This window comes from Streptomyces sp. NPDC005805, from assembly GCF_040630445.1.
Taxonomy (GTDB): Bacteria; Actinomycetota; Actinomycetes; order Streptomycetales; family Streptomycetaceae; genus Streptomyces.
On record NZ_JBEXXN010000047.1, the window covers coordinates 1 to 21,555 of the forward strand.

Consider the following 21,555-nt stretch of genomic DNA (forward strand, 5'->3'; position numbering starts at 1 on the left):
GGGGGGGGGGGGGGGGGGGGCGGCCGGGGGGGGGGGGGGGGGGGGGCGGGCGGGGGGGGGGGGGGCCGGGCGCGCCCCCCCCCCCCCCCCCCCGCCTCCTTGCGTTTCCGCCCGGCGCAACGCGCCAGTTCAGCGCCCCGTGGTCAACACCCTTGCGCGGAGCGGGATATGCTCCCGCCCGTCGTTTCATATGATCTTTCCCGTTCGATTCTGAGTCTGAGGATGCTGATGGTTCGACAGGGAACGGCGGCCCGGGCCACCGGGCCGGGATCCGGCCTCGTGTGGCAGCTGCCCGTCGCCGTGACGGTCGCGGGCGCGGTCGCGGCCGCCCTGCTCGTGTCCGACGCGGCCCGGACGCCGGTGGCGATCGTCTGCGCGGTGGCCGTCGTCGCGGTCGCCGCCGCCTGCGCCGAGACCGCGCGGCGGGGCCGCAGGATCGCCGAGCTGCACGCCAGATCCGCCGCGCAGGAGGCGGAACTCGCCCGCCGCACCGCCGAGACCAGCCGCCTCGCCGGTGAACTGCTGCCCCGGGTGGTGGCGGACCTGCGCAGGGGAGCCTTCACCGAGGACGTCCTCGCCGGTCTCGACACCTCCCCCGAGCACCAGGCGGTCCTCCGCTCGGTGGTCGACGCGGTGAGCGCCGAGGAGGACCTGCGCGAGTCCGCGCAGCGCGCCTTCGTGAACATCGCCCGCCGCGTGCAGGCCATCGTCCACCAGCAGGCCCAAGAGCTGCGGGAGATGGAGGACCGGCACGGCCGGACCCCCGAGGTCTTCGGCGATCTGCTCCGCATCGACCACGGCACCGCACTGATCGGCCGGCTCGCCGACTCCATCGCCGTGCTCGGCGGGGCGCGCCCCGGACGCCAGTGGAGCAAGGCCGTCCCGCTGTACAGCGTGATGCGCGGCGCGATGTCCCGGATCATCGACTACCAGCGCGTCGAGCTGCACACGGTCTCCGAGGTCGCCGTCGTCGGCACGGCCGTCGAGCCGCTGATCCACGCGCTGTCCGAGCTGCTGGACAACGCCACCCGCTACTCGCCGCCGCAGACCAGGGTCCATCTGACCGCGGTGGACGTGCAGTCGGGCATCGCCGTCGAGATCGAGGACGGCGGCGTCAGCATGAGCGAGGAGGCCCGGGGCCGGGCCGAGCGCATGCTGCGCCAGGCGCAGCAGGGCATCGACGTCAACGACCTCGGCGAGACCCCCCGGCTGGGCCTCGCGGTGGTCGGCCGGCTGGCGCAGGCGTACGGCTTCCAGGTCTCGCTGCGGTCCTCGGCGTACGGCGGTGTGCGCGCCGTCCTCGTGGTGCCGCAGGACCTGATCACCACCACCGCGTCGGCCACCGGCCTCGCGCACGGTATCGGCACCGTCTCCGGTCCCCGCGCGTCCGCCTCCGCCGTGCCGGCCGCCCCCGCGGCGGTCGCCGCCCCCGCCGCGTACGCCGCTCCGGAGGCCCGGCCCCGTCCCGTCACCGGGCCCACCGCGCCGCTTCCCACGGAGGAGGAGGTCCCCCTGGTGACCGAGCGGACCGCGGGCGGGCTGCCCCAGCGCCGCCGCAAGACGCGGGCGACCGCGCCCGCGCTCGCCGCCGACGGCGCCGCACCTCCCCCGACCGCACCGGACCCGGAGCCGGCGGTACAGCCGGGTCTGTGGCTGTCCGCGTTCCAGAGCGGCCTGTCCGGTGAGACCCCCCAGACGAACCAGACGAGCAACGGAAACGAGCAGCCATGATTCAGCGGCAGTCCCATCACAGCAACATGGACTGGATGCTCAAGGACCTGGCGGAGGGCGTCCCCCAGACCCGGAACGTCGTCGTCCTGTCCGCCGACGGCCTGCGCATGGCCCAGTACGGGGCGGACGACGACACCGCCGACCGGCTGGCCGCCGCCTGCGCCGGCCTGCAGAGCCTCGCGGGCGCGGTGGCCGCCGAACTCCCCAGCGGCGAGGGCCGGATGAGGCTCGTCGTGATCGAGATGGACGGCGGCTTCTTCTATCTGATGGCCGCCGGGGCCGGCGCCTACCTCGCCGTGCTGGCGGACGAGGGCGTCGACGCCGGACTGATGGGCCAGCGCATGCGCGACCTCGTACTGCGGATCGGAGAGCACCTGAGCACGCCGCCCCGGCACGACGGGCAGACCGCGTGAGCGACGCGGGCGCGGACTGGGAGGAGACCAGTCCCGAGCGGCTGTACGTGATCACGGGCGGCCGCAGCGGCTCCTCCGTACCGGCCTCATTAGACCTGGTCACGCTGATCGTGGCCAGGTCGGGGCCGAAGCCCGGCATGCAGCCGGAGCACGCGGCGATCATCAGGATCTGCCAGGCGCCGTTGTCGGTGGCCGAGATCTCCGCGTATCTGAGTCTGCCGGTGAGTGTGGTCACCGTGCTGCTCAGCGACCTTCTGGCCGAGGACAGGGTGCTCGCCCGCGCACCCGTCCGGGCGGCCTCCCTCCCCGACCGCGCTTTGATTGAGGCAGTGATCGATGGACTTCAAAAGCTCTGAGCAGCCTCTCGGGCCGCGGAGCGAGGACGTGCTGCCGACGACCGCCACGGCCGCCGTCAAGGTGGTCATCGTGGGCGGCTTCGGCGTCGGAAAGACGACCCTGGTCGGCTCGGTCAGCGAGATCCGCCCGCTGACGACCGAGGAGACGATGACCCAGGCGGGCGTCGGTGTGGACGACATCGCCGGGGTCGAGCGCAAGACCTCGACGACGGTCGCGATGGACTTCGGCCGCATCAGCATCAACGAGGAGCTGGTGCTGTACCTCTTCGGCACCCCGGGGCAGGAACGCTTCTGGTTCCTGTGGCGCGGGCTCTTCGAGGGGGCCCTCGGCGCGGTGGTGCTGGTCGACACCCGCCGGCTGGAGGTCAGCTTCGACGTCATCGGGCGGCTGGAGGAGCGCGGGGTGCCGTTCGTGGTGGCCGTCAACTCCTTCCCGGACGCGCCGGGTTACCCCGTGGAGGAGCTGCGGGGTGCGCTGGACCTGCCGGACTCGGTGCCGATCGTGCTGTGCGACGCGCGGTCGCGGACGTCGAGCCGGGACGTGCTGATGGCGCTGATGCGGTATCTGCAGTCGCTGGCGACGGCGCAGCAGGCGGTCTGACACGGCGGGTGCCGCCCCCGGCACCCGCCCTTCCCTCCCTCTCACCGCACGCTCTTCCCCTCCCTCTCACCGCACGGCGCGGCCGTTTCCGGACACCACCTGTCCGGTGCCGCCCGATTCGCCGGGGAATCGTCCCGTTGGATCGGCCACGGTGGCTGAGTACGATGCGCAATAGTTGATCACTCTGAGGTGCAAGTTGCGCTTGTGACAACGGTGTTGACGCGTCGCACCCGCATCGAGAGGAAGGCCGCCGCCGTGGAGCCCGAGCTGACCGTTCCACCGATCTTCACCCCCATACCCCCGGCCATCCACCCCCGCCACGCGGACATAGACGTCCAGACCGCGGCCTGGGCGGAGACCTTCCGGATCGGCTCGGAGAGCCTGCGGGCCAAGCTGGTGACGCAGGACATCGGCACCTTCTCGGCGCGGATCCTCCCCGAGGGCCGCGAGGAGGTCGTCTCCCTCCTCGCGGACTTCGTCCTGTGGCTCTTCGGGGTCGACGACGGCCACTGCGAGGAGGGCGAACTGGGCCACCGGCCGGGCGAGTTGGCCGGCCTGCTGCACCGGCTGATCCGCGTCGCGCAGAATCCCGAGGCCCCGATGCTCCTCGACGACCCCCTCGCGGCCGGGCTGCGCGACCTGCGCCTGCGCGTCGACCGCTACGGCACCCCCGGCCAGACGGCCCGCTGGGTGGACGCCCTGCGCGAATACTTCTTCTCCGTCGTCTGGGAGGCGGCCCACCGCCGCGCGGGCACCGTGCCCACCCTCAACGACTACACCCTGATGCGCCTCTACGACGGCGCCACCTCCGTGGTCCTGCCGATGCTGGAGATGGGCCACGGCTACGAACTCCAGCCCCACGAACGCGACAGCACCCCGGTGCGGGCCGCCGCCGAGATGGCGTCCTTCGTCATCACCTGGGACAACGACATCTTCTCCCACCACAAGGAACGCCGGGGCTCCGGCTACTGGCTCAACGCCCTGCGCGTCCTGGAGGAGCACGAGGGCTGCTCCCCGCAACAGGCCCTGCGCACCGCCATCGCCCAGCGCGACCGCGTGATGTGCCTCTACACCCGCCTCGCCGACCGCCTCTCCCGCCAGGGCAGCCCCCAGCTCCGCCAGTACGTCGCCGGCCTCTCCAGCTTCATCCGCGGCGCCCAGGACTGGGGCATCACCTCCGTCCGCTACACCACCCCGGACGACCCCGCCGACCTCCCCCCGTCCTTCACCACCACCCCGACCGACGCCCGCCACCACCCCCTCGGCATCCCCGCCGTCGACTGGTGGTGGAACCTCGTCCCGACCCCCCGCCCGGAATCCCACCGCGCCGACTGCGGCGCGGGGCGCGCGGCCTGAGGGGGCGGCGGCCGCTCGCGCGTCTATGGAATCTCGGCCCGGACGATGCACCGCAGTTCCGTCAGGTACTCCTCGAAGCGTTCCCGGCCGGCCGGGGAGAGGCGGACGCGGGTGACCGCGTGGCGGCGTTCGCGGAACTTGGCGATCTCGATCAGGTCGTCCTTCTCCAGGATGCCCAGCTGCCGTGACAGTTCGGGGGTCGACAGGCCCAGGGCCCCCTGGAGGTCGGCGAAGTCGGCCTGCTGGACGTGGCGCAGGGCTCCCAGGATCGCGAGGCGGTTGGGCGAGTGCATCACGGTCGAGAGTCTGGCTCTCGGCTGCTCGGGCATGTCAACGCCGCCAACGCAGGACGAGGTACGCCAGCAGGGCGGCGGCGGGGACGGTGGCCGCGGCGAGCGCGTCGGGCAGGGGCGCGGGGTTGTCCCAGAGGAGCTTCGCGCCGGGGAAGGCCGAAGTCACGACCGCCAGCAGCGAGACGCTCTCCTCGACCTTGGTGTGCGGCCTGCGCCCCGGCGCCCCGAGGTGGAACCAGCGCCAGCCCAGCACGATCCCGAAGAGCACGGCCAGGGCGAGGCACCCGACGAGGAGCGGAATCCGGTTCGCCGCGGCGGTCACGGCGACCGCGAAGAGCGCCGCCGCCGAGAGCGGACCGATGAGCCGCTCCCGGATCCCGGCCGGGCGGGCCAGGACCGGCGCCTCCTCGATGGCCCTCAACTGCTCCGCACGGTCTGCTTCCTGCCCCATGAACGCCCCCTTCTCCGGTGCTCCGCGATCTTGCACTTTCAGATTACGTTCATGGTTGCGGAAAGTGAAACCAGATGGCGAGACGGCAACCGGGTCGGTGTGCGGCCGGGCGCCGGCCAGTGGCGGCGGCTGTGCGGAGGAAGGCTGAACGGTCGCACCGGGCCCGCGCACGCCAAAGGGGCGCCCCGGGTGCGTGTGCACGCACCCGGGGCGCCCCGAAGGCAGGGGTCAGAGCCCGGGGGTCAGCTCGTCTTCCTGGACTTGTCGAGCACCATCACCAGTCCGGTGATCACCACGAACAGCACGATCGGCGCGATCACGAACAGGCCCAGCGTCTCGGCCACGCTCAGGCCGGTACCCGGGTCGTCGCCGTCGTCGCGGGTGAGCGCGAGCGCGGGGGACGACATGAGCAGCATCATCAGCGTCGTACCGGCCGCGAGGGCGCCGGCGCGCAAGGCGTTCTTCTTGTCCACGGTGCCAACGTAGCGAACGCCCGTCACGGCCGCGCGCCCGGGGGTGCCGTAGGGGCCCCGGGGCCGGCGGCGGCAGGGGCCGGAACCGGGTCCGGGCCAGCGCCGGGAGCCGGGTCCGCGTCGCCCGTGAAGACGTCCAGGAGCCGGTGCAGCCGGGGCGAGGCGGCCAGGTCCTCCAGGGACACCGGGCGGCCCTCGTCGTCCGCGACGGGCAGCCGCCAGTTCGGGTACTGGTCCCAGGTGCCCGGCAGGTTCTGCGGACGCCGGTCGCCGACCGCGTCCGGCAGCCAGACGCCGACCATCCGGGCCGGGGTGCGCAGCAGGTACCGGTAGACGGCGCGGATGCCGCCCTCCTCGTCCGCCGCGCCCTCCGGCAGCAGGCCGTCCCGCTCCAGGAGGTCCAGCCACTCGCGCACATCGGCCGTGTCCTCGGCGCGCTCCTCCTCCAGGGTGCGGGCCAGCAGGCCGAGGCGGTGGCGCAGTTCCACGTGGTCGCCGGTGAGCCGGGCCGCGGTGGACGGCAGGTCGTGGGTGGTGGCGGTCGCGACGCACCCCTCCCGCCAGCGTTCCGGCGCCAGCGGCCGCCCGTCGCCCGCCCAGTCGCGTTCGAACCAGAGCACCGAGGTGCCGAGGACACCGCGCGCCGACAGGGCCTCCCGGACGCCCGGTTCGACCGTGCCGAGGTCCTCTCCTATGACGACGGCCCCGGCCCGGTGCGCCTCCAGGACCAGGACCGCGAGCATGGCCTCGGCGTCGTAGCGGACATAGGTGCCGTGGGTCGGCGGCTGCCCCTGCGGCACCCACCAGAGCCGGAACAGGCCCATGACGTGGTCGATCCGGAGCGCGCCCGCGTTGCGCAGCACCCCCCGCAGCAGGCCCCGGTAGGGCGCGAACTCCGCCGCGGCGAGGGCGTCGGGGCGCCAGGGCGGCAGGCCCCAGTCCTGGCCGTGCGCGTTGAAGGCGTCCGGCGGGGCGCCGACGGACATGCCCGCGGCGAACACGTCCTGCTGCGCCCAGGCGTCGGCCCCGCCCGGGTGCACGCCCACGGCGAGGTCGTGGACGACGCCCACGCCCATACCGGCCTCGCGCGCGGCCCGGTCGGCGGCGGCGAGCTGGGCGTCCGTCAGCCAGGCCAGCCGGCAGTGGAAATCCACCCGCTCGGTCAGCTCGCCCCGGGCCCGCGCGGACTCGGGGGAACGGGGGTCGCGCAGCGGCTCGGGCCAGGCGCCCCACTCGGGGCCGTGCACCTCGGCGAGGGCGCACCACAGGGCGTGGTCCTCCAGGGCGCGGCCCTGCTCGGCGAGGAAGTCGCAGTAGGCGGCGTGCCGGCCGGGCCCGAGCGGGACGGTGTGCAGGATCTCCAGGGCCTCGCGCTTCAGCTCCCAGACGGCGTCCCGGTCGATCAGCGCGCCCTTGCGCAGCACGGACTCGCGCAGCTCGGCGGCCTTCTCCCGCAGCTCCTCCAGCCGCTCGCGCTGCCTCGGGTCGGCGTGGCCGTACTCGGGGACGTCCTCGATCCGCAGATGCACCGGGTCGGGGAAGCGCCGGGAGGAGGGGCGGTACGGGGACGGATCGCTGGGGGCGCCCGGGACGCCCGCGTGCAACGGGTTCACCTGAACGAAGGACGCACCGAGGGAACGTCCGGACCAGGCGGCGAGTTCGGCGAGGTCCCCCAGGTCGCCCATGCCCCAGGAGCGCGCGGAGAGGAGGGAGTAGAGCTGGACGAGGAAGCCGTGCGAGCGGCGGCCGGGCGCGGGGGCCCGGCTCGGCGCGACGACCAGGACCGCGTCCCCCCGGCGTCCGTCGGGCGTGACGGCCTCGACGCGGTGCACCCCGTACGGGAGGGCCGCCCAGGCGCCGTCGGCCCCGGCCGCGGTCCCGTCCGTGGTGTCCGCGTCGGCGGGGGCGGGCTTCCGCAGGGCCCCGCGCACCCGTCCGGCGCGGGGCGCGGCGGGGGCGGGCGGTGTGGCGGGAGCCAGGGGCGGGAGGGTGCGGGCCCCGCCGTCCTCCGTGGTGACCCGGAGGACGGTGCCGGCGGGCAGGGCGGTGAGCGCGGCGGGGAGACCGGGGGGCGCGGCTCCGGCCGGGGCGTCGGGGCCGGGCGGGTTCCGCCAGAGGACGACGGTCGGCGGCAGCAGCCGCTCGGCGGCCGTCCGCTCCGCACGGTCGAGGGACGCCGCCACCGCCTCGGGTGTGGCGGCGTCGACCCCGAGCGCGGCGAGGACGGCGGCGACGGTGTCGTCCGGGACCGTCTGCGTCACTCCCGCGGACGGCGAGAACGTGGTGGCGACGCCGTGCAGCGCGGCGAGCCGGGCAAGGCCCATGCGGACTCCTCGTGGTCTCTCGTTCGGATCAGGCCGGGTCGGTGAGCGGACTCCGGTGCCGCTATCGCGCGGCGGAGCGGGCCGTCGACGGCGGGGCGGCCCGAACGGGTGACGGGGGCGGGGCGCACGCGGGCCCGGGCCACGCGGGCCCCGTTCACGCCGGGGCGCGTCACGTGGGCGCGGGGCGCGCGGGCGCGGTCACCGTCCACCCGGTCACGATCCATACGAGAAGCCTCAGAATCCCGCGCTGTCGCCGCCGCCCGCCGTGGCCGGGGCGGTGGGCTCGCTGGTCAGGGGCGCGAGGTCGGCGAGCGGCGGCTCGCTGGTCAGGGGGGTGGTGTGGGCCAGGGGCGGCTCGCTGGTCAGCGGCGCGTCATAGGCGAGCGGCGGCTCGGCGGTGAGGGGGGCGTCGGGCGCGAGCGGGCAGAGGGTCGGGATCTGCGTCTGCTGCGCCGGGACCTGTTTGGACAGCGCGTCGAGCAGCAGGTTCGCGGATACGGCCACGGTGAATCACTCCAAGCGGGACGTGAACGGTCGTGAACGGTCATGGGGGGCCTACCCAGCCGGCGCGACCGCAGACGTACACGATCGGCCAACGTGACCCGGGTCACAGAGCGTTCGCCGTCCCGTCGGCAGACACCTGACGACGGACTCCGCCCCGATCATCCACCACATCCGGCATAAAGGTGCACAACGACCACGCGCATTGACACCCTCGCGGTCGTGGTGGTGGGCTCGCAGCCGACCGTGCGGCAAGGGCGGGACCCGCCGGCACGGGTACGGCGCGGCAGAGGGGAGAGGGGCGTGCGGCACGCAGCAACGAGGCGCACGGCCGCGGCCGTCGCGGCGGCGGTCATCGGCGGCCTGCTGACCGGCGCGTCGAGCGCGACGGCCGATCCGTCGGCCCCCACGACGCCCCCGCCCGAGCCGCGCACCGCCCCCGAGGCGCACACCACCGCCCCTCTGGTCCGCGCCGACGGCCGGGACGCGTCCGCGGCGCCGTCCGTCTGGCCCCGCCCGCAGTCCCTGCGTACCGCCCACGCGCCCGTGCGGCTGGGTGCGGAGGCGACCCTCGCCGCCGCCCCGGACGCCGATCCGCACACGGTCGCCCTGGTGCGGGAGCTGCTGCGGCAGTCCGGGGTGCGCACCGTGCACGAGGGGCTGCCCGGCCGCGGTGTGCTGGTGCGCGTCGGCGGCCCACAGGCGGCCGCGGCGCTGCGCGCCCTGCGCGCCCCGGAGCGCGGCGACCTGCCCGCGGGCGGCTACCGCCTGGCGGTGGGCGCGGTGGACGGCCGCGGCACGATCGCCCTCGACGGCGCCGGTGAGGACGGCCTCTTCCACGGCGCCCAGACCCTGCGTCAGCTCGTCGCCGGTGACGGAGACGGGGGCGCCGCCGTGCCGGGCGTGGTGGTGCGCGACTGGCCCGGCACCGCCGTGCGCGGGATCACCGAGGGCTTCTACGGCCGCCCCTGGACACGGGAACAGCGCCTGGCCCAGCTGGACTTCCTGGGCCGCACCAAGCAGAACCGCTACCTCTACGCGGCGGGCGACGACCTGTACCGCCAGTCGATGTGGCGCGAGCCGTACCCGGCCGCGCAGCGCGCCGAGTTCCGGGCGCTGGCCGAGCGGGCCCGGAGCAACCATGTCACCCTCGCGTGGGCGGTCGCGCCCGCGCAGTCGATGTGCCTGTCCGACGACGGCGACGTCAGGGCGCTGACCCGCAAGATCGACGCGATGTGGGCGCTCGGGTTCCGGGCGTTCCAGCTCCAGTTCCAGGACGTCAGCTACACCGAGTGGCACTGCGACCGGGACGCGGAGACCTTCGGTTCCGGGCCGGAGGCGGCGGCGAAGGCGCAGGCACGGGTCGCCAACACCGTCGCGCGCCATCTGGCGGACCGTCACCCGGGCGCGGAGGCGCTGTCGGTGATGCCGACCGAGTACTACCAGGACGGCGCCACCGAGTACCGCACCGCCCTCGCGGGCGCGCTGGCGGACGGGGTGCGGGTGGCGTGGACGGGCGTCGGGGTGGTGCCGCGCACCATCACCGGCGGTGAACTCGCCGGTGTGCGGCGGGCGTTCGACGACCGCCCGCTGGTCACCATGGACAACTACCCGATCAACGACTACGCGCAGGACCGGCTCTTCCTCGGCCCGCTGACCGGCCGGGACCCGGCGGTGGCCACCGGCTCGGCGGTGCTGCTGGCCAACGCGATGGAGCAGGCGTCGGCCTCCCGCGTACCGCTGTTCACGGCCGCGGACTACGCGTGGAACCCTCGCGGGTACCGGCCCGGGGAGTCCTGGCGGGCCGCCCTGGACGAGCTGGCGGGCGGGGACCGGGCGGCACGCGAGGCGCTGGCTGTGCTGGCCGGGAACGGCGCGTCGTCGATCCTCTCCCCCGACGCCGAGTCCGCGTATCTGCGGCCACTGCTGGACGCGTTCTGGGCGGCCCGCGCCGCCGGGGACGCCGGTGCCCGGGAGCGGTCGGCGGCCGAGCTGCGCAAGGCGTTCACCGCGATGCGGGAGGCGCCGGCGCGGCTGCGGGAGGTCGACGGCGGGTCGCTGGCGCGCGAGTCGCGCCCCTGGCTGGACCAGTTGGCGCGCCACGGCACGGCGGGCGAGCTGGCCGTCGACATGCTCCGGTCCCAGTCGGCCGGGGACGGGCGGGCGGCCTGGCGGGCCTCGCTGGCGCTGGAGCCGGTCCGGGACCGGATCGCGGGCAGCCGGGCCACGGTGGGCAAGGGCGTGCTGGACGCGTTCCTGGAGCGGGCGGCCAAGGAGTCCCGGGCGTGGACGGGTGCCGACCGGGCGGGGTCCGGCACGGGTGAGGTGCGGCTGCCCCGGCCGCGTCCGGTGGCCGAGGTCACGGCGATGACCGAGCCCGCCGCCGCGTCCCGGGGCTGGGTCGAGGGCCATGTGCCGGGCGAGGGCTGGCGGCGGCTCGCCCCGCTGTCGGCGGACGGCTGGACCCAGACGGACACGGGCGGGCTGAGCGTGGACGGGCTTCGGGTCTCGGCGGACGAGGGCGAGACGGTGCCGGTCCGCGCGCTGGTCCCCTGGTTCGCGGACGAGCCCGCCGCCGGGCTGGCCCTGGAGCGGCCCCGGACCGAGGCGGAGATCGGCGGCGCGCCGGGCCGTACCGGGGTCGAGCTGACCGCCCGGCGGCCGGGCGAGGTGCAGGGGGCGCTCACGGCGAAGCCGCCCAAGGGCATCGAGGTCAAGGTCCCGGAGCGCACCACGGTGCCGCGCGGGCTGCGGACCACCGTCCCGGTGGAGGTCACGGTCCCGGAGGGCACCCCGGCCGGCGAGTACGAGGTGCCGCTCTCCTTCGCCGGGCAGGAGGGCACGTTGACGGTCCGCGCCTCCCCGCGCACGGCGGGGCCGGACGTGGCCCGGGCCCCGGGGGCGTCGGTCTCCGCGTCGAGCGAGGAGACCGCGGACCTCCCGGCGTCGGCGGCGGTGGACGGCGACGCCACCACCCGCTGGTCCTCGGCGGCCGGCCCGAGCGCGTGGTGGCAGGTGGAACTCCCCCGCCCCGAGCACCTCGGCCGGGTCGTCCTGCACTGGCAGGACGCGTACGCGACGAAGTACCGCATACAGGTCTCCGCGGACGGACGCGTCTGGCGCACGGCGGCCACGGTGACGGACGGCCGGGGCGGCCGCGAAGCGGTGGGCATCGACGCGAAGGACACCCGCTTCCTGCGCGTCCAGGGCGACGAGCGGGCGACGGAGTACGGCTACTCCCTCTTCTCGGCGGAGGCGTACGCGGTCGCTCCGCAGAGGCCGGCGGAGCCGGCCGAAAGGCCGGACTGACCGGGCCGGACTGACCGGGCCCGCAGGCCCCGCGGGGGCGTGCGCCGGGGCGCGTTGGCCAGGGGGCCAGGGCGGTCGGCCGCGGGCTCCGCCACCCGCCACCCGCCACGGCGAACGCCCCGCGTCGGCGGGGCGTCCCGCGTCCATCGGCGGGCGCAGGCCCCGACATCCGGGCGACCGGCCGGGCCGGGGCCGGGCCCGCGGGGCCGCGCGGGGTGGGAGCCACCGGCCCCCGCCCTGGCAGCGGCGGGGCCGGCCCGGCGAAGCCGAGCGGGTCGGGCGACCGGGACGGGCCGGGGCACGCCGGCCATGCGGCGCCGACCGGGTGCGTCCGGAACGCGGGGATGCGCACTCGGCGCGCGGCAATCCGGCGTCCCGGCTCCGCGCGGGGCAGCCCGCGCCCGCCGGCCGGAACCGGTGCGGCGACAGGGCACACGGTGGGCGCCCCCGGCGGGCGCAGCCCGCCGATGTGAACGCCCCCGCCTGGGCAGAGGCACCCCTGGGGGCGGGGCTCCGGTGCCGGCGGCGCGTCAGGGGGCGCGGCGCGCCGGTACGGCAAGCGCCCCCGCACGGGCGCCGGCGCCGGTGGGCGCGGCCCGCCATCACACGCCCGTCCCGGCCAACGCCCCCTGGGCAGGGGCGCCCCGCGCCCGCCAAGGCGAACGCCCCCGCCGCGGCGGGGGCTGAAGGTGCGGCCCGGGCCACGCGGGCCCGGAAAGACGCGGCGGGAGCCGCGCTACGCGGAGACGCCGTCGATGCGGGCCATCGCGTCGTCCGCGCCGTAGGGCTGGAGGTAGGGGAGCCAGCGCGGGTCGCGGTGGCCCGTGCCGATGATGCGCCAGGCGAGGCCGCTCGGCGGGGCGGGCTGGTGGCGCAGGTGCCAGCCGAGTTCCCTCAGGTGCCGGTCCGCCTTGACGTGGTTGCAGCGGCGGCAGGCCGCCACCACGTTGTCCCAGGCGTGCTGCCCCCCGCGACTGCGCGGAACGACATGGTCGACGCTGGTTGCGACGCCACCGCAGTACATGCAGCGCCCGCCGTCGCGGGCGAAGAGCGCTTTGCGGGTAAGAGGAACGGGCCCCCGGTAGGGGACCCGGACGAACCGTTTGAGCCGGACCACACTGGGCGCGGCGACGACACGGGTCGCACTGTGCAGGAAGGCGCCGGACTCCTCCAGACAGAGGGCCTTGTTCTCGAGGACGAGGACGAGCGCGCGGCGGAGCGGTACGACGCCGAGCGGCTCGTACGACGCGTTGAGGACCAGGACATGCGGCACGGATGCCTCCTTGTACGCCGGCGGCGCGTGGCTCGCGCCGGGACGATCTCCCTTCAGTTTCGCCTCATGGCGCCTCGGAACGCCACCACGTCCGTGTAACGGGCCGGAGGTGTTTTCCACCACAGATGGTTCCGCCCCTTTTCTTCCCGTGTCGTGAGCCTTGTCTCTTGGCGGCGCGAACGCGCCGGTAGGGCCTCCGGTCGCCGTTAGCCTTGTCGACGCTCGCCTTTACACGCCCTGGAGGTTCCCCTCGTGACCGCGTTCTGGTCCGCCGTCGGCGCGGACGCCGACCCCACGACCCCTCCCGTCACCCTCGACGAAGCCGCCAAGAGAGCGACGGACGCCGCGGGGTGGGTGGAGCAGAACTGGGCCGACTGGCTGAACACGGGACTGCGGATCGCGCTGATCCTCGCCGTGGCCCTGACCCTGCGGATGCTGGTGCGCCGCGCGCTGACCAAGCTCATAGACCGGATGAACCGGTCCGCGCAGGCCGTGGAGGGCACCGCCCTGGGCGGTCTGCTGGTCAACGCCGAGCGGCGCCGGCAGCGCTCGGAGGCCATCGGCTCGGTGCTGCGCTCGATCGCGTCCTTCCTGATCCTGGGGACCGCGGGCCTGATGGTCCTGGGCGCGTTCAACATCAATCTGGCGCCCCTGCTCGCCTCCGCCGGTGTCGCGGGTGTGGCGATCGGTTTCGGCGCGCGCAACCTGGTCACGGACTTCCTCTCCGGCGTGTTCATGATCATGGAGGACCAGTACGGGGTCGGTGACTCGATCGACGCGGGCGTGGCGTCCGGCGAGGTCATCGAGGTCGGGCTGCGGGTGACCAAGCTGCGCGGCGACAACGGGGAGATCTGGTACGTCCGCAACGGCGAGATCAAGCGGATCGGGAACCTCAGCCAGGGCTGGGCGACCGCCGCCGTGGACGTCACCGTCGGCTCCGGCGAGGACCTGGACAAGGTCAAGTCCGTGATCTCCGAGGTCGCGGACGACCTGGCGAAGGCCGAGCCGTGGAACGAGCAGTTGTGGGGCCCGATCGAGGTGCTGGGCCTGACCGAGGTGCTGATGGACTCGATGACCTTCCGCGTCGCGGGCAAGACCATGCCGGGCAAGGCCCTCGGGGTGGAGCGGGAGCTGCGCTGGCGGATCAAGCGGGCCTTCGACGCGGCGGGCATCCGGATCGTCGGCGGGCTGCCGCAGCAGGCCACCGAGGAGGCCCCGGCCGACCCGACGGCCGGGATGGCCGCGCCGTCCGCGTTCGCCTCGCAGACCTCCCCGCAGTCCATGGCGGCGTCGCCGATACCGCCGCCGTCCCTGTCGAAGTAGGGCAAGGCGGAGTAGGGCAGGAGCACGGCAGCCCGAGGGCTACCTCAGGACGCCCCCCGGACAACCCTTCGGTTGTCCGGGGGGCGTTTGCCATTGACGGGGCCGGGCGGTGCGCCGTACCTTCCCCCTCATCGAATAGGAAAGTTTCCTAACAGTGCATCGGGCTCTCCCGGCGCACTCGGACAGGGAGAGCACCATGGCCGGTACCACCCCCGGGACCCCCCGGGTCCTGCGCGCCATGAACGACCGGGCCGCGCTCGATCTGCTGCTGGAGCACGGCCCCCTGTCCCGGACCCGGATCGGCAAGCTCACCGGTCTGTCCAAGCCCACCGCCTCCCAGCTGCTCGCCCGGCTGGAGGCCGCGGGGCTCGTCGTCGTCACCGGCACCACCGAGGGACGGCCCGGCCCCAGCGCCCAGCTCTACGCGGTCAACCCCCGCGCCGCGTACGCCGCCGGGCTCGACGTGACCCCGCTGCGCATCCGGGCCGCCGTCGCCGACGTCACCGGCGCGGTCGCCGGGGAGTTCGAGCTGGCCACCCCCGGGCGGCGCGCGGACAGTGTGGTGCGCCAGGTGACCGAGGCCCTCGACGGGGCCGTCAAGGCGGCCGGCGTCACCCGCGCCGACGTCCACCGCCTGGTGGTCGGCACCCCGGGCGCCTTCGACCCGTCCACCGGACGGCTGCGCTACGCCTCCCACCTGCCCGGCTGGCACTCCCCCACCCTGCTCGACGAGCTGGCCGCGGCCCTGCCGATGCCCGTCGAGTACGAGAACGACGTCAACCTGGTCGCCGTCGCCGAGCAGCGCCTCGGGGCCGCCCGCGGCCACGAGAACTTCGTGCTGCTGTGGAACGAGGAGGGCCTCGGCGCCGCCGTCGTCATCGGCGGCCGGCTGCACCGGGGCTTCACCGGCGGCGCGGGCGAGGTCGGCTTCCTGCCGGTGCCCGGCGCGCCCCTGGTCCGGCAGGTCGCCAAGGCCAACAGCGGCGGCTTCCAGGAACTGGCCGGCGCCCAGGTCCTCCCCCGGATCGCCCGGGACCTCGGCATCGGGGACGTGGGCGGCGGCCCGCACGCCGAGGTGGCCGCCGCCCTGCTCGCCCGCGCCGCCGAGGCGGACACCGGCGCCCCGGGCGCCCTGCTCGACGCCTATGCCACCGGCCTCGCGACCGGTCTCGCCTCGCTGGTCGCGGTGCTCGACCCGGAGCTCGTCGTCCTCGCCGGCGAGGTGATCGCCGCCGGCGGGGAGCCGCTGCTCACCCGGGTGCGGGCCGAGCTCACCGAGCTGGCCGCGCCCCGGCCGAAGCTGGTCCCCGGGTCGGTGCGGCACGGCCCGGTGCTGCGCGGCGCCCTGGAGACCGCGCTCGCCGCCACCCGCGACGAGGTCTTCGACACCGCCCGCTGAACTCCCCGCCCCGCCCGCGTAAGTCCCCGCTCCGCCCGCCGAAAGCCCCGCCCCATCCCCCCTTTCTGTCACCGGGAGACACCGCCATGCCCGTGCACCGCAGGAAGACGGCCGCCGCCCTCGTCGCGGCGGCCGCGACAGCCCTCCTCGCCACCGCCTGTACGGGTCCGGCCGGCAGCGGCGCGGCCGACGACCCCAAGGCCCGGACCACCCTGACCTTCTGGCACGGCTGGTCCTCCCCCGGCGAGGTCGCCGCCATCGAGACGAACATCCGGAGCTTCGAGGACAAGCACCCGAACATCCGGGTCGAGGTCGTCAAGGGCATCACCGACGACAAGCTCAACCAGGCCCTGCGCGCCGGGGGTTCCAACGCCCCCGACGTCGTCTCCTCCTTCACCACCGACAATGTGGGCCGCTTCTGCGCCACCGGCGCCCTCGCCGATCTGAAGCCCTTCCTCGACAAGGCGGGCATCGACCCCGCGAAGACCTTCCTGCCGCAGATGGCCCGCTACACCGAGCACGAGGGCAGGCGCTGCGCGGTGCCGCTGCTCGGCGACGCGTACGGGCTCTACTACAACAAGACGGCCTTCGCCGAGGCCGGGATCACCGCCCCGCCCAAGACCCTCTCCGAGTTCGACGCGGCGGTGAAGAAGCTCACCAGGCCCAAGGGGGACGGCTTCGAACGGCTGGGCTTCATGCCGAGCTTCCAGGGCTACGAGACGACCTTCGAGCACTACGCCTCCCAGTTCGGGGTGCGCTACCTGGACGCGGACGGCAAGTCCGCCCTCGCCTCCGACCCGGCCGTCACCGAGCTGCTGACCTGGCAGAAGAACCTCGTCGACGAGCTGGGCGGGCACCAGAGGCTGAACCGGTTCCGCACCTCGCTGGGCGACGAGTGGGGCCCCAAGCACCCGTTCCACACCGGGCAGGTGGCGATGCAGCTCGACGGCGAGTGGCGCGGCAAGATGGCCACCGACGCGAAGCTGGACTTCGAGATCGGCTCGGCGCCCTTCCCCGTCCCCGACGACCAGGCGGCCGACTACGGCAAGGGCTACCTCTCGGGGACCATCCTCGGTATCGCCCGGGTCAGCCAGAAGCAGAACGCGGCCTGGGAGCTGGTGAAGTACCTGTCCACCGACACCGACGCGGTGGTCTCCTTCGCCAACGCCATCCACAACGTGCCCTCCACCAGGGCGGCGCTGGCCTCCCCGAAGCTCAACGACGACCCGCTGTACCGGACCTTCGTCGACATCGCCCAGCACCCCAGGAGCTCCCACGCCCCCTCCTCCGTCAACGGCGGAGCGTTCCTGCTGACCGCCCAGGACCTCGCGGTGCGGTACGAGGCGGGGCGGGAGAAGGACCTCGGCGCGGCGCTGCGCAGGGCCGACGCGCAGGTCGACAAGGACAACGAGCAGGCGCGCTGATGGCCGCCGCCACCGCCGTCGGCCCGACCGCCAAGGGCCCCACCGCCCCGGGGCCGGTCTCCCCGGGGCTGCGGGCCCGGCGCCGCCGGTCGGCGCTGCGGACCCTCGCCTTCCTGTCGCCCTGGCTGATCGGGTTCGCCGTCTTCTTCGCGTACCCGCTGCTGTCGACCGTCTACTTCTCCTTCATGAAGTACGACGGTTTCGCGCCGCCGGCCTGGGTGGGGCTGAAGAACTGGGAGTACGTCCTCACCGACTACCCCTTCTTCTGGCCCGCGCTGCGCAACACCCTGTGGCTGGTCGCCGTGATGGTGTCCCTGCGGGTGCTGTTCGGGCTGGGCGTCGGGCTGCTGGTGACGCGGATCAAATCGGGCGCCGGGCTCTTCCGGACCCTGTTCTATCTGCCCTGTCTCGCCCCGCCGGTCGCCGCGACCATGTCCTTCGTCTTCCTGCTCAACCCCGGTACCGGGCCGGTGAACACGATCCTGGAACGGGCCGGTCTGCCGGCGCCCGGCTGGTTCACCGACCCGGCCTGGGCCAAGCCGTCCCTGACCCTGCTGGCGCTGTGGGGCATCGGCGACCTGATGGTGATCTTCATGGCCTCGCTCCTGGACGTGCCGAAGGACCAGTACGAGGCGGCCGAACTCGACGGCGTCGGGCCCTGGCAGCGGTTCCGGCACATCACCCTGCCGAACATCTCGCCCGTGGTGCTGTTCGCCGTGGTCACGGGTGTGATCGCGACCATGCAGTACTACACGGAGCCGATCGTGGCGGCGAAGGTCGCCAGCGGCGTCATCGGCGGCTCCGGGCAGCAGTTCGAGCCCGGCTACCCGGACCGCTCCACCCTCACCGTGCCGCAGACCGTCTACAACCTGGGTTTCCAGCGCTTCGACACCGGGGCGGCCTGTGTCGTCGCCCTGGTGCTGTTCGCCCTGGCGATGGCGTTCACGGCGCTGCTGATGCGGCGGCGCGGCGGCTTCCACCTGGCGGAGGACTGACCCGTGACCAGCACCGTGACACCCGCGCCCGTCCGGCCCCGGCCGGGCCGTGGCGCCACCCGCCCCGCTCCCGGCGGCCGGCCGGCGGCCCGGCGCCGGGCGGTCCTGGAGTGGATCGCGGTCCACTCCCTCGCCGTCGCCGCCGCGCTCTTCTTCCTGCTGCCCTTCGTCTTCGTCTTCCTCACCGCCGTGATGAGCGACGAGCAGGCCCTGACCCGGGAGTTGTGGCCGCACACCTGGGAATGGGGCAACTTCGCGGCGGTCTGGGAGACCCCCGGCTTCCTGACCTGGTGGCGCAACACCCTGCTCTACGCGGGCCTCGGCACCGTCCTCGCGGTCGGCTCCAGCATCCCCGTCGCCTACGCCCTGGCGAAGTTCCGCTTCCGGGGCCGGGGCCTGGCGACGATGCTGGTCGTCGCGATGATGATGCTGCCGCCGCAGGTGGTCGTGGTCCCGATGTACCTGTTCTGGGCCAGGCAGCTCGACCTGGCCGGGACCTTGTGGCCGCTGATCGTCCCGTTCGCCTTCGGCAACGCGTTCACCATCTTCCTGCTGCGGCAGTTCCTGCTGACCATCCCGAAGGAGTACACGGAGGCGGCGCGCATCGACGGCTGCGGCGAGTTCCGCACCATGGTGACGATCGTGCTGCCGATGGCGCGGCCGGCCATCGCCGCCGTCGCCCTGTTCCACTTCTTCTACTGCTGGAACGACTACTTCGGACCGCAGATCTACGCCTCCGAGAACCCGGCCGCCTGGACCCTGAGCTACGGCCTGGAGTCCTTCAAGGGCGCCCACCAGACCGACTGGAACCTGACCATGGCCGCCACCGTTCTGATCATGGCGCCGGTGATCGTGGTCTTCTTCTTCGCGCAAAAGGCCTTCATCGAGGGCGTCACACTGACCGGAGTGAAGGGCTGAGGGCTCATGAAACTCGCTGTAGTGGGGGGCGGTTCCACCTACACCCCCGAGCTGATCGACGGCTTCGCGCGGATGTGCGCCACCCTGCCGATCACCGAACTGGTCCTGATCGACCCGGACGCCCACCGGCTGGAGCTGGTCGGCGGCCTCGCCCGGCGGATCTTCGCCCGGCAGGCCCACCCCGGCCGGATCACCACCACCGCCGACCTGGACGCGGGCGTGGACGGCGCGGACGCGGTCCTCCTCCAGCTGCGCGTCGGCGGGCAGGCGGCCCGCGAGCAGGACGAGACCTGGCCCCTGGAGTGCGGCTGCGTCGGCCAGGAGACCACCGGCGCGGGCGGGCTGGCCAAGGCGCTGCGGACCGTCCCCGTCGTCCTGGACATCGCCGAACGGGTGCGCCGGGCCAGTCCGGACGCCTGGATCATCGACTTCACCAACCCGGTCGGCATCGTCACCCGCGCCCTGCTGGCCGCCGGGCACAAGGCGGTCGGGCTGTGCAACGTGGCCATCGGCCTCCAGCGCAAGTTCGCGAAGCTCCTCGATGTGCGGCCCGCCGATGTGCACCTGGAGCACGTCGGACTGAACCACCTCACCTGGGAGACCGGCGTCCGCATCGGCGGACCCGACGGCGCCGACGTCCTGCCGAAGCTGCTCGCCGAGCACGGCGAGACCGTGGCCGCCGATCTGCGCCTGCCCCGCGCCCTGCTGGACCGGCTCGGCGTGATCCCCTCCTACTACCTGCGCTACTTCTACGCGCACGACGAGGTGGTGGCGGAGCTGCGCACCAAGCCCTCGCGGGCCGCCGAGGTCGCGGCCATGGAGAAGCGGCTCCTGGAGATGTACGCGGACCCGGCCCTGGACGAGAAGCCGGAGCTGCTGGCCAAGCGGGGCGGGGCGTTCTACTCGGAGGCCGCCGTGGACCTCGCGGCGGCGCTGCTCGGCGGAGGCGGCAGCCCGGTGCAGGTGGTGAACACCCTCAACCGGGGCACGCTGCCCTTCCTGCCGGACGACGCGGTGGTCGAGGTGCAGGCCCGGGTGGGCCGCGAGGGCGCCGCCCCGCTGCCGGTGGCCCCGCTCGACCCGCTGTACGCGGGGCTGATCGCGAATGTGACCGCGTACGAGGACCTGGCGCTGCGGGCGGCCCTGCACGGCGGCCGGGAGCGGGTGTTCGCCGCCCTGCTCGCGCATCCGCTGATCGGCCAGTACGCGTACGCGGACCGGCTGACGGACCGTCTGATCGCACACAACCGGGAGCATCTGACGTGGGCCTGAGAGCCGCGGTCCTCGCCCTGGACGCGGGGAACAGCAAGACCGACGCGGCCCTCGTCGCCGCCGACGGCACGGTGCTGGGCACCGGGCGGGCGGGGGGCTTCCAGCCGCCGGTGGCCGGGGTGGCGGCGGCCGTGGACGTGCTCGCGGAGGCGGTCGGCGGGGCGCTGGCCGCCGCGCGGGCGGCGGGGACGCCGGTCGACGGGGCCGAGCACGTCTCGGCGGCCCTGGCCAACGCGGATCTGCCCGTGGAGGAAGCCGAGTTGACCGCCGCCGTGCACGCGCGGGGCTGGGGCCGCACCACCGAGGTCCGCAACGACACCTTCGCGGTGCTGCGGGCCGGGGTGGACGAGCCGCGCGGGGTCGCGGTGGTCTGCGGGGCGGGCATCAACTGCGTGGGCATGCTGCCCGACGGGCGCACCGCCCGGTTCCCGGCGATCGGGAAGATCTCCGGCGACTGGGGCGGGGGCGGCGGGCTCGCCGACGAGGCGCTGTGGTGCGCGGCACGGGCCGAGGACGGGCGGGGCGAGGCGTCGGCCCTGGCACGGGAGCTGCCGGCGCACTTCGGGCTGGGCTCGATGCGGGAGCTGATCGAGGCGCTGCACCTGGGACGGGTGCCGTTCGCCCGGCGGCACGAGCTGGTGCCGGTGCTGTTCGCCACGAGCGCGGCCGGGGACCCGGTGGCACGGTCGCTGGTGCGGCGGCAGGCGGAGGAGGTCGTCGCCATGGCCGTGGTCGCGCTGCGGCGGCTGGAACTCCTGGACGAGGTGGTGCCACTGGTCCTGGGCGGCAGCGTCCTCGCCGCCCGCCACCCGCAGTTGGACACCGACCTCACCGAACTACTGGCGCTGCGGGCCCCCAAAGCGGTGGTGCGGGTGGTGACGGCCCCGCCGGTGCTGGGCGCGGCCCTGCTGGGCCTCGACCGCACGGGGGCGGGGCCGGGGGCGGCGGGGGTGCTGCGGGCGCGCTACGGGGGGTGAGCGGGGGCCGGCCGGGGGCCGGGTGCTCGGGGGGCCGGTCTCCCGGGTGCCCCCGCCGGGGCCGGCCCGGGGGCCGGTGCTCGGCGGGTGCCCCGGGCCACCGGGGCCGGGGCCACCGGGGCCGGGCCCCCGGGTGCCCGGCCGGCGGGGCCGGGCTGGGCGCCCG

General features: G+C 74.7%; 19 protein-coding genes. 13 read left to right on the forward strand and 6 right to left on the reverse strand.

The genetic code is table 11. The features are described 5' to 3' along the window. The first annotated feature begins 228 nt into the window (after window positions 1-228). The 5 genes from ABZ457_RS22855 to ABZ457_RS22875 all read left to right on the forward strand — a co-directional run bounded on the left by ABZ457_RS22855 (window position 229) and on the right by ABZ457_RS22875 (window position 4,457). Complete coding sequence (locus ABZ457_RS22855) at window positions 229-1,731, forward strand: ATP-binding protein (RefSeq protein WP_359160060.1); 1,503 nt, start codon at window positions 229-231, stop codon at window positions 1,729-1,731. Further along, window positions 1,728-2,144 (forward strand): roadblock/LC7 domain-containing protein, encoded by a 417-nt coding sequence (locus ABZ457_RS22860; RefSeq protein WP_359160063.1) that lies wholly within the window; start codon window positions 1,728-1,730, stop codon window positions 2,142-2,144. Before ABZ457_RS22855 ends, ABZ457_RS22860 begins: the two co-directional genes overlap by 4 nt. After that, a complete protein-coding gene (locus ABZ457_RS22865; protein ID WP_359160066.1) occupies window positions 2,141-2,500 on the forward strand; it encodes a DUF742 domain-containing protein in 360 nt (119 codons plus the stop codon). Before ABZ457_RS22860 ends, ABZ457_RS22865 begins: the two co-directional genes overlap by 4 nt. Beyond that, window positions 2,481-3,101, forward strand: a complete 621-nt coding sequence (locus tag ABZ457_RS22870; protein WP_359160069.1) for an ATP/GTP-binding protein — start codon at window positions 2,481-2,483, stop codon at window positions 3,099-3,101. The genes ABZ457_RS22865 and ABZ457_RS22870 overlap by 20 nt, the downstream gene beginning before the upstream one ends. Before the next feature lie 255 nt (window positions 3,102-3,356). Next, complete coding sequence (locus ABZ457_RS22875) at window positions 3,357-4,457, forward strand: selina-4(15),7(11)-diene synthase (RefSeq protein ID WP_359160153.1); 1,101 nt, start codon at window positions 3,357-3,359, stop codon at window positions 4,455-4,457. Between the two features lie 23 nt (window positions 4,458-4,480). Here the strand turns inward: ABZ457_RS22875 and ABZ457_RS22880 are convergent, their stop codons facing one another. The 5 genes from ABZ457_RS22880 to ABZ457_RS22900 all read right to left on the reverse strand — a co-directional run bounded on the left by ABZ457_RS22880 (window position 4,481) and on the right by ABZ457_RS22900 (window position 8,502). Then, window positions 4,481-4,750 carry a transcriptional regulator gene (locus ABZ457_RS22880; RefSeq protein WP_359160156.1) on the reverse strand — a complete coding sequence of 90 codons (270 nt, stop codon included), beginning with the start codon at window positions 4,748-4,750 and terminating at the stop codon, window positions 4,481-4,483. Window positions 4,751-4,787: 37 nt separating this feature from the next. Further along, window positions 4,788-5,201 carry a hypothetical protein gene (locus ABZ457_RS22885; protein WP_359160072.1) on the reverse strand — a complete coding sequence of 138 codons (414 nt, stop codon included), beginning with the start codon at window positions 5,199-5,201 and terminating at the stop codon, window positions 4,788-4,790. Window positions 5,202-5,443: 242 nt separating this feature from the next. Then, a complete protein-coding gene (locus tag ABZ457_RS22890; RefSeq protein WP_359160075.1) occupies window positions 5,444-5,674 on the reverse strand; it encodes a hypothetical protein in 231 nt (76 codons plus the stop codon). Between the two features lie 23 nt (window positions 5,675-5,697). Continuing rightward, window positions 5,698-7,998: a 4-alpha-glucanotransferase gene (malQ, locus tag ABZ457_RS22895; RefSeq protein WP_359160078.1), complete on the reverse strand. Its 2,301-nt coding sequence runs from the start codon at window positions 7,996-7,998 to the stop codon at window positions 5,698-5,700. Between the two features lie 234 nt (window positions 7,999-8,232). Continuing rightward, a complete protein-coding gene (locus tag ABZ457_RS22900) occupies window positions 8,233-8,502 on the reverse strand; it encodes a hypothetical protein (protein ID WP_018846595.1) in 270 nt (89 codons plus the stop codon). A 300-nt stretch (window positions 8,503-8,802) separates the two neighbouring features. Here ABZ457_RS22900 and ABZ457_RS22905 point away from each other — a divergent pair, with 300 nt between their 5' ends. Beyond that, window positions 8,803-11,808 (forward strand): beta-N-acetylglucosaminidase domain-containing protein, encoded by a 3,006-nt coding sequence (locus ABZ457_RS22905; protein ID WP_359160081.1) that lies wholly within the window; start codon window positions 8,803-8,805, stop codon window positions 11,806-11,808. Between the two features lie 736 nt (window positions 11,809-12,544). Here the strand turns inward: ABZ457_RS22905 and ABZ457_RS22910 are convergent. Beyond that, window positions 12,545-13,081, reverse strand: a complete 537-nt coding sequence (locus tag ABZ457_RS22910) for an HNH endonuclease (RefSeq protein ID WP_359160084.1) — start codon at window positions 13,079-13,081, stop codon at window positions 12,545-12,547. Between the two features lie 252 nt (window positions 13,082-13,333). Between ABZ457_RS22910 and ABZ457_RS22915 the strand changes: the two genes are divergently transcribed. From ABZ457_RS22915 to ABZ457_RS22945, 7 genes are all read left to right on the forward strand, one after another. Beyond that, on the forward strand, window positions 13,334-14,404 hold the full coding sequence (locus ABZ457_RS22915) for a mechanosensitive ion channel family protein (protein WP_359160087.1): 1,071 nt from the start codon (window positions 13,334-13,336) through the stop codon (window positions 14,402-14,404). 196 nt (window positions 14,405-14,600) lie between these two features. Next, window positions 14,601-15,803, forward strand: a complete 1,203-nt coding sequence (locus tag ABZ457_RS22920; RefSeq protein ID WP_359160090.1) for an ROK family transcriptional regulator — start codon at window positions 14,601-14,603, stop codon at window positions 15,801-15,803. A gap of 86 nt (window positions 15,804-15,889) precedes the next feature. After that, a complete protein-coding gene (locus ABZ457_RS22925) occupies window positions 15,890-17,227 on the forward strand; it encodes an ABC transporter substrate-binding protein (RefSeq protein ID WP_359160093.1) in 1,338 nt (445 codons plus the stop codon). Beyond that, window positions 17,227-18,222: a sugar ABC transporter permease gene (locus ABZ457_RS22930; protein ID WP_359160096.1), complete on the forward strand. Its 996-nt coding sequence runs from the start codon at window positions 17,227-17,229 to the stop codon at window positions 18,220-18,222. Before ABZ457_RS22925 ends, ABZ457_RS22930 begins: the two co-directional genes overlap by 1 nt. Window positions 18,223-18,327: 105 nt before the next feature. Next, a complete protein-coding gene (locus tag ABZ457_RS22935; protein ID WP_359160159.1) occupies window positions 18,328-19,140 on the forward strand; it encodes a carbohydrate ABC transporter permease in 813 nt (270 codons plus the stop codon). A gap of 6 nt (window positions 19,141-19,146) precedes the next feature. Further along, window positions 19,147-20,412 (forward strand): 6-phospho-beta-glucosidase, encoded by a 1,266-nt coding sequence (locus ABZ457_RS22940; protein WP_359160099.1) that lies wholly within the window; start codon window positions 19,147-19,149, stop codon window positions 20,410-20,412. Next, window positions 20,403-21,389, forward strand: coding sequence for a BadF/BadG/BcrA/BcrD ATPase family protein (locus tag ABZ457_RS22945; protein ID WP_359160102.1), 987 nt, complete (start codon window positions 20,403-20,405; stop codon window positions 21,387-21,389). The genes ABZ457_RS22940 and ABZ457_RS22945 overlap by 10 nt, the downstream gene beginning before the upstream one ends. Window positions 21,390-21,555: the final 166 nt, after the last annotated feature.

What these genes read in the sequence shown, in the direction of transcription:
- ABZ457_RS22855 (WP_359160060.1), top strand. Translation starts at nt 229, where the DNA reads ATGGTTCGACAGGGAACGGCGGCCCGGGCCACCGGGCCGGGATCCGGC.
- ABZ457_RS22860 (WP_359160063.1), top strand. Translation starts at nt 1,728, where the DNA reads ATGATTCAGCGGCAGTCCCATCACAGCAACATGGACTGGATGCTCAAG.
- ABZ457_RS22870 (WP_359160069.1), top strand. Translation starts at nt 2,481, where the DNA reads ATGGACTTCAAAAGCTCTGAGCAGCCTCTCGGGCCGCGGAGCGAGGAC.
- ABZ457_RS22880 (WP_359160156.1), bottom strand. Translation starts at nt 4,750, where the DNA reads ATGCACTCGCCCAACCGCCTCGCGATCCTGGGAGCCCTGCGCCACGTC.
- ABZ457_RS22885 (WP_359160072.1), bottom strand. Translation starts at nt 5,201, where the DNA reads ATGGGGCAGGAAGCAGACCGTGCGGAGCAGTTGAGGGCCATCGAGGAG.
- malQ (WP_359160078.1), bottom strand. Translation starts at nt 7,998, where the DNA reads ATGGGCCTTGCCCGGCTCGCCGCGCTGCACGGCGTCGCCACCACGTTC.
- ABZ457_RS22920 (WP_359160090.1), top strand. Translation starts at nt 14,601, where the DNA reads ATGGCCGGTACCACCCCCGGGACCCCCCGGGTCCTGCGCGCCATGAAC.
- ABZ457_RS22925 (WP_359160093.1), top strand. Translation starts at nt 15,890, where the DNA reads ATGCCCGTGCACCGCAGGAAGACGGCCGCCGCCCTCGTCGCGGCGGCC.
- ABZ457_RS22930 (WP_359160096.1), top strand. Translation starts at nt 17,227, where the DNA reads ATGGCCGCCGCCACCGCCGTCGGCCCGACCGCCAAGGGCCCCACCGCC.
- ABZ457_RS22940 (WP_359160099.1), top strand. Translation starts at nt 19,147, where the DNA reads ATGAAACTCGCTGTAGTGGGGGGCGGTTCCACCTACACCCCCGAGCTG.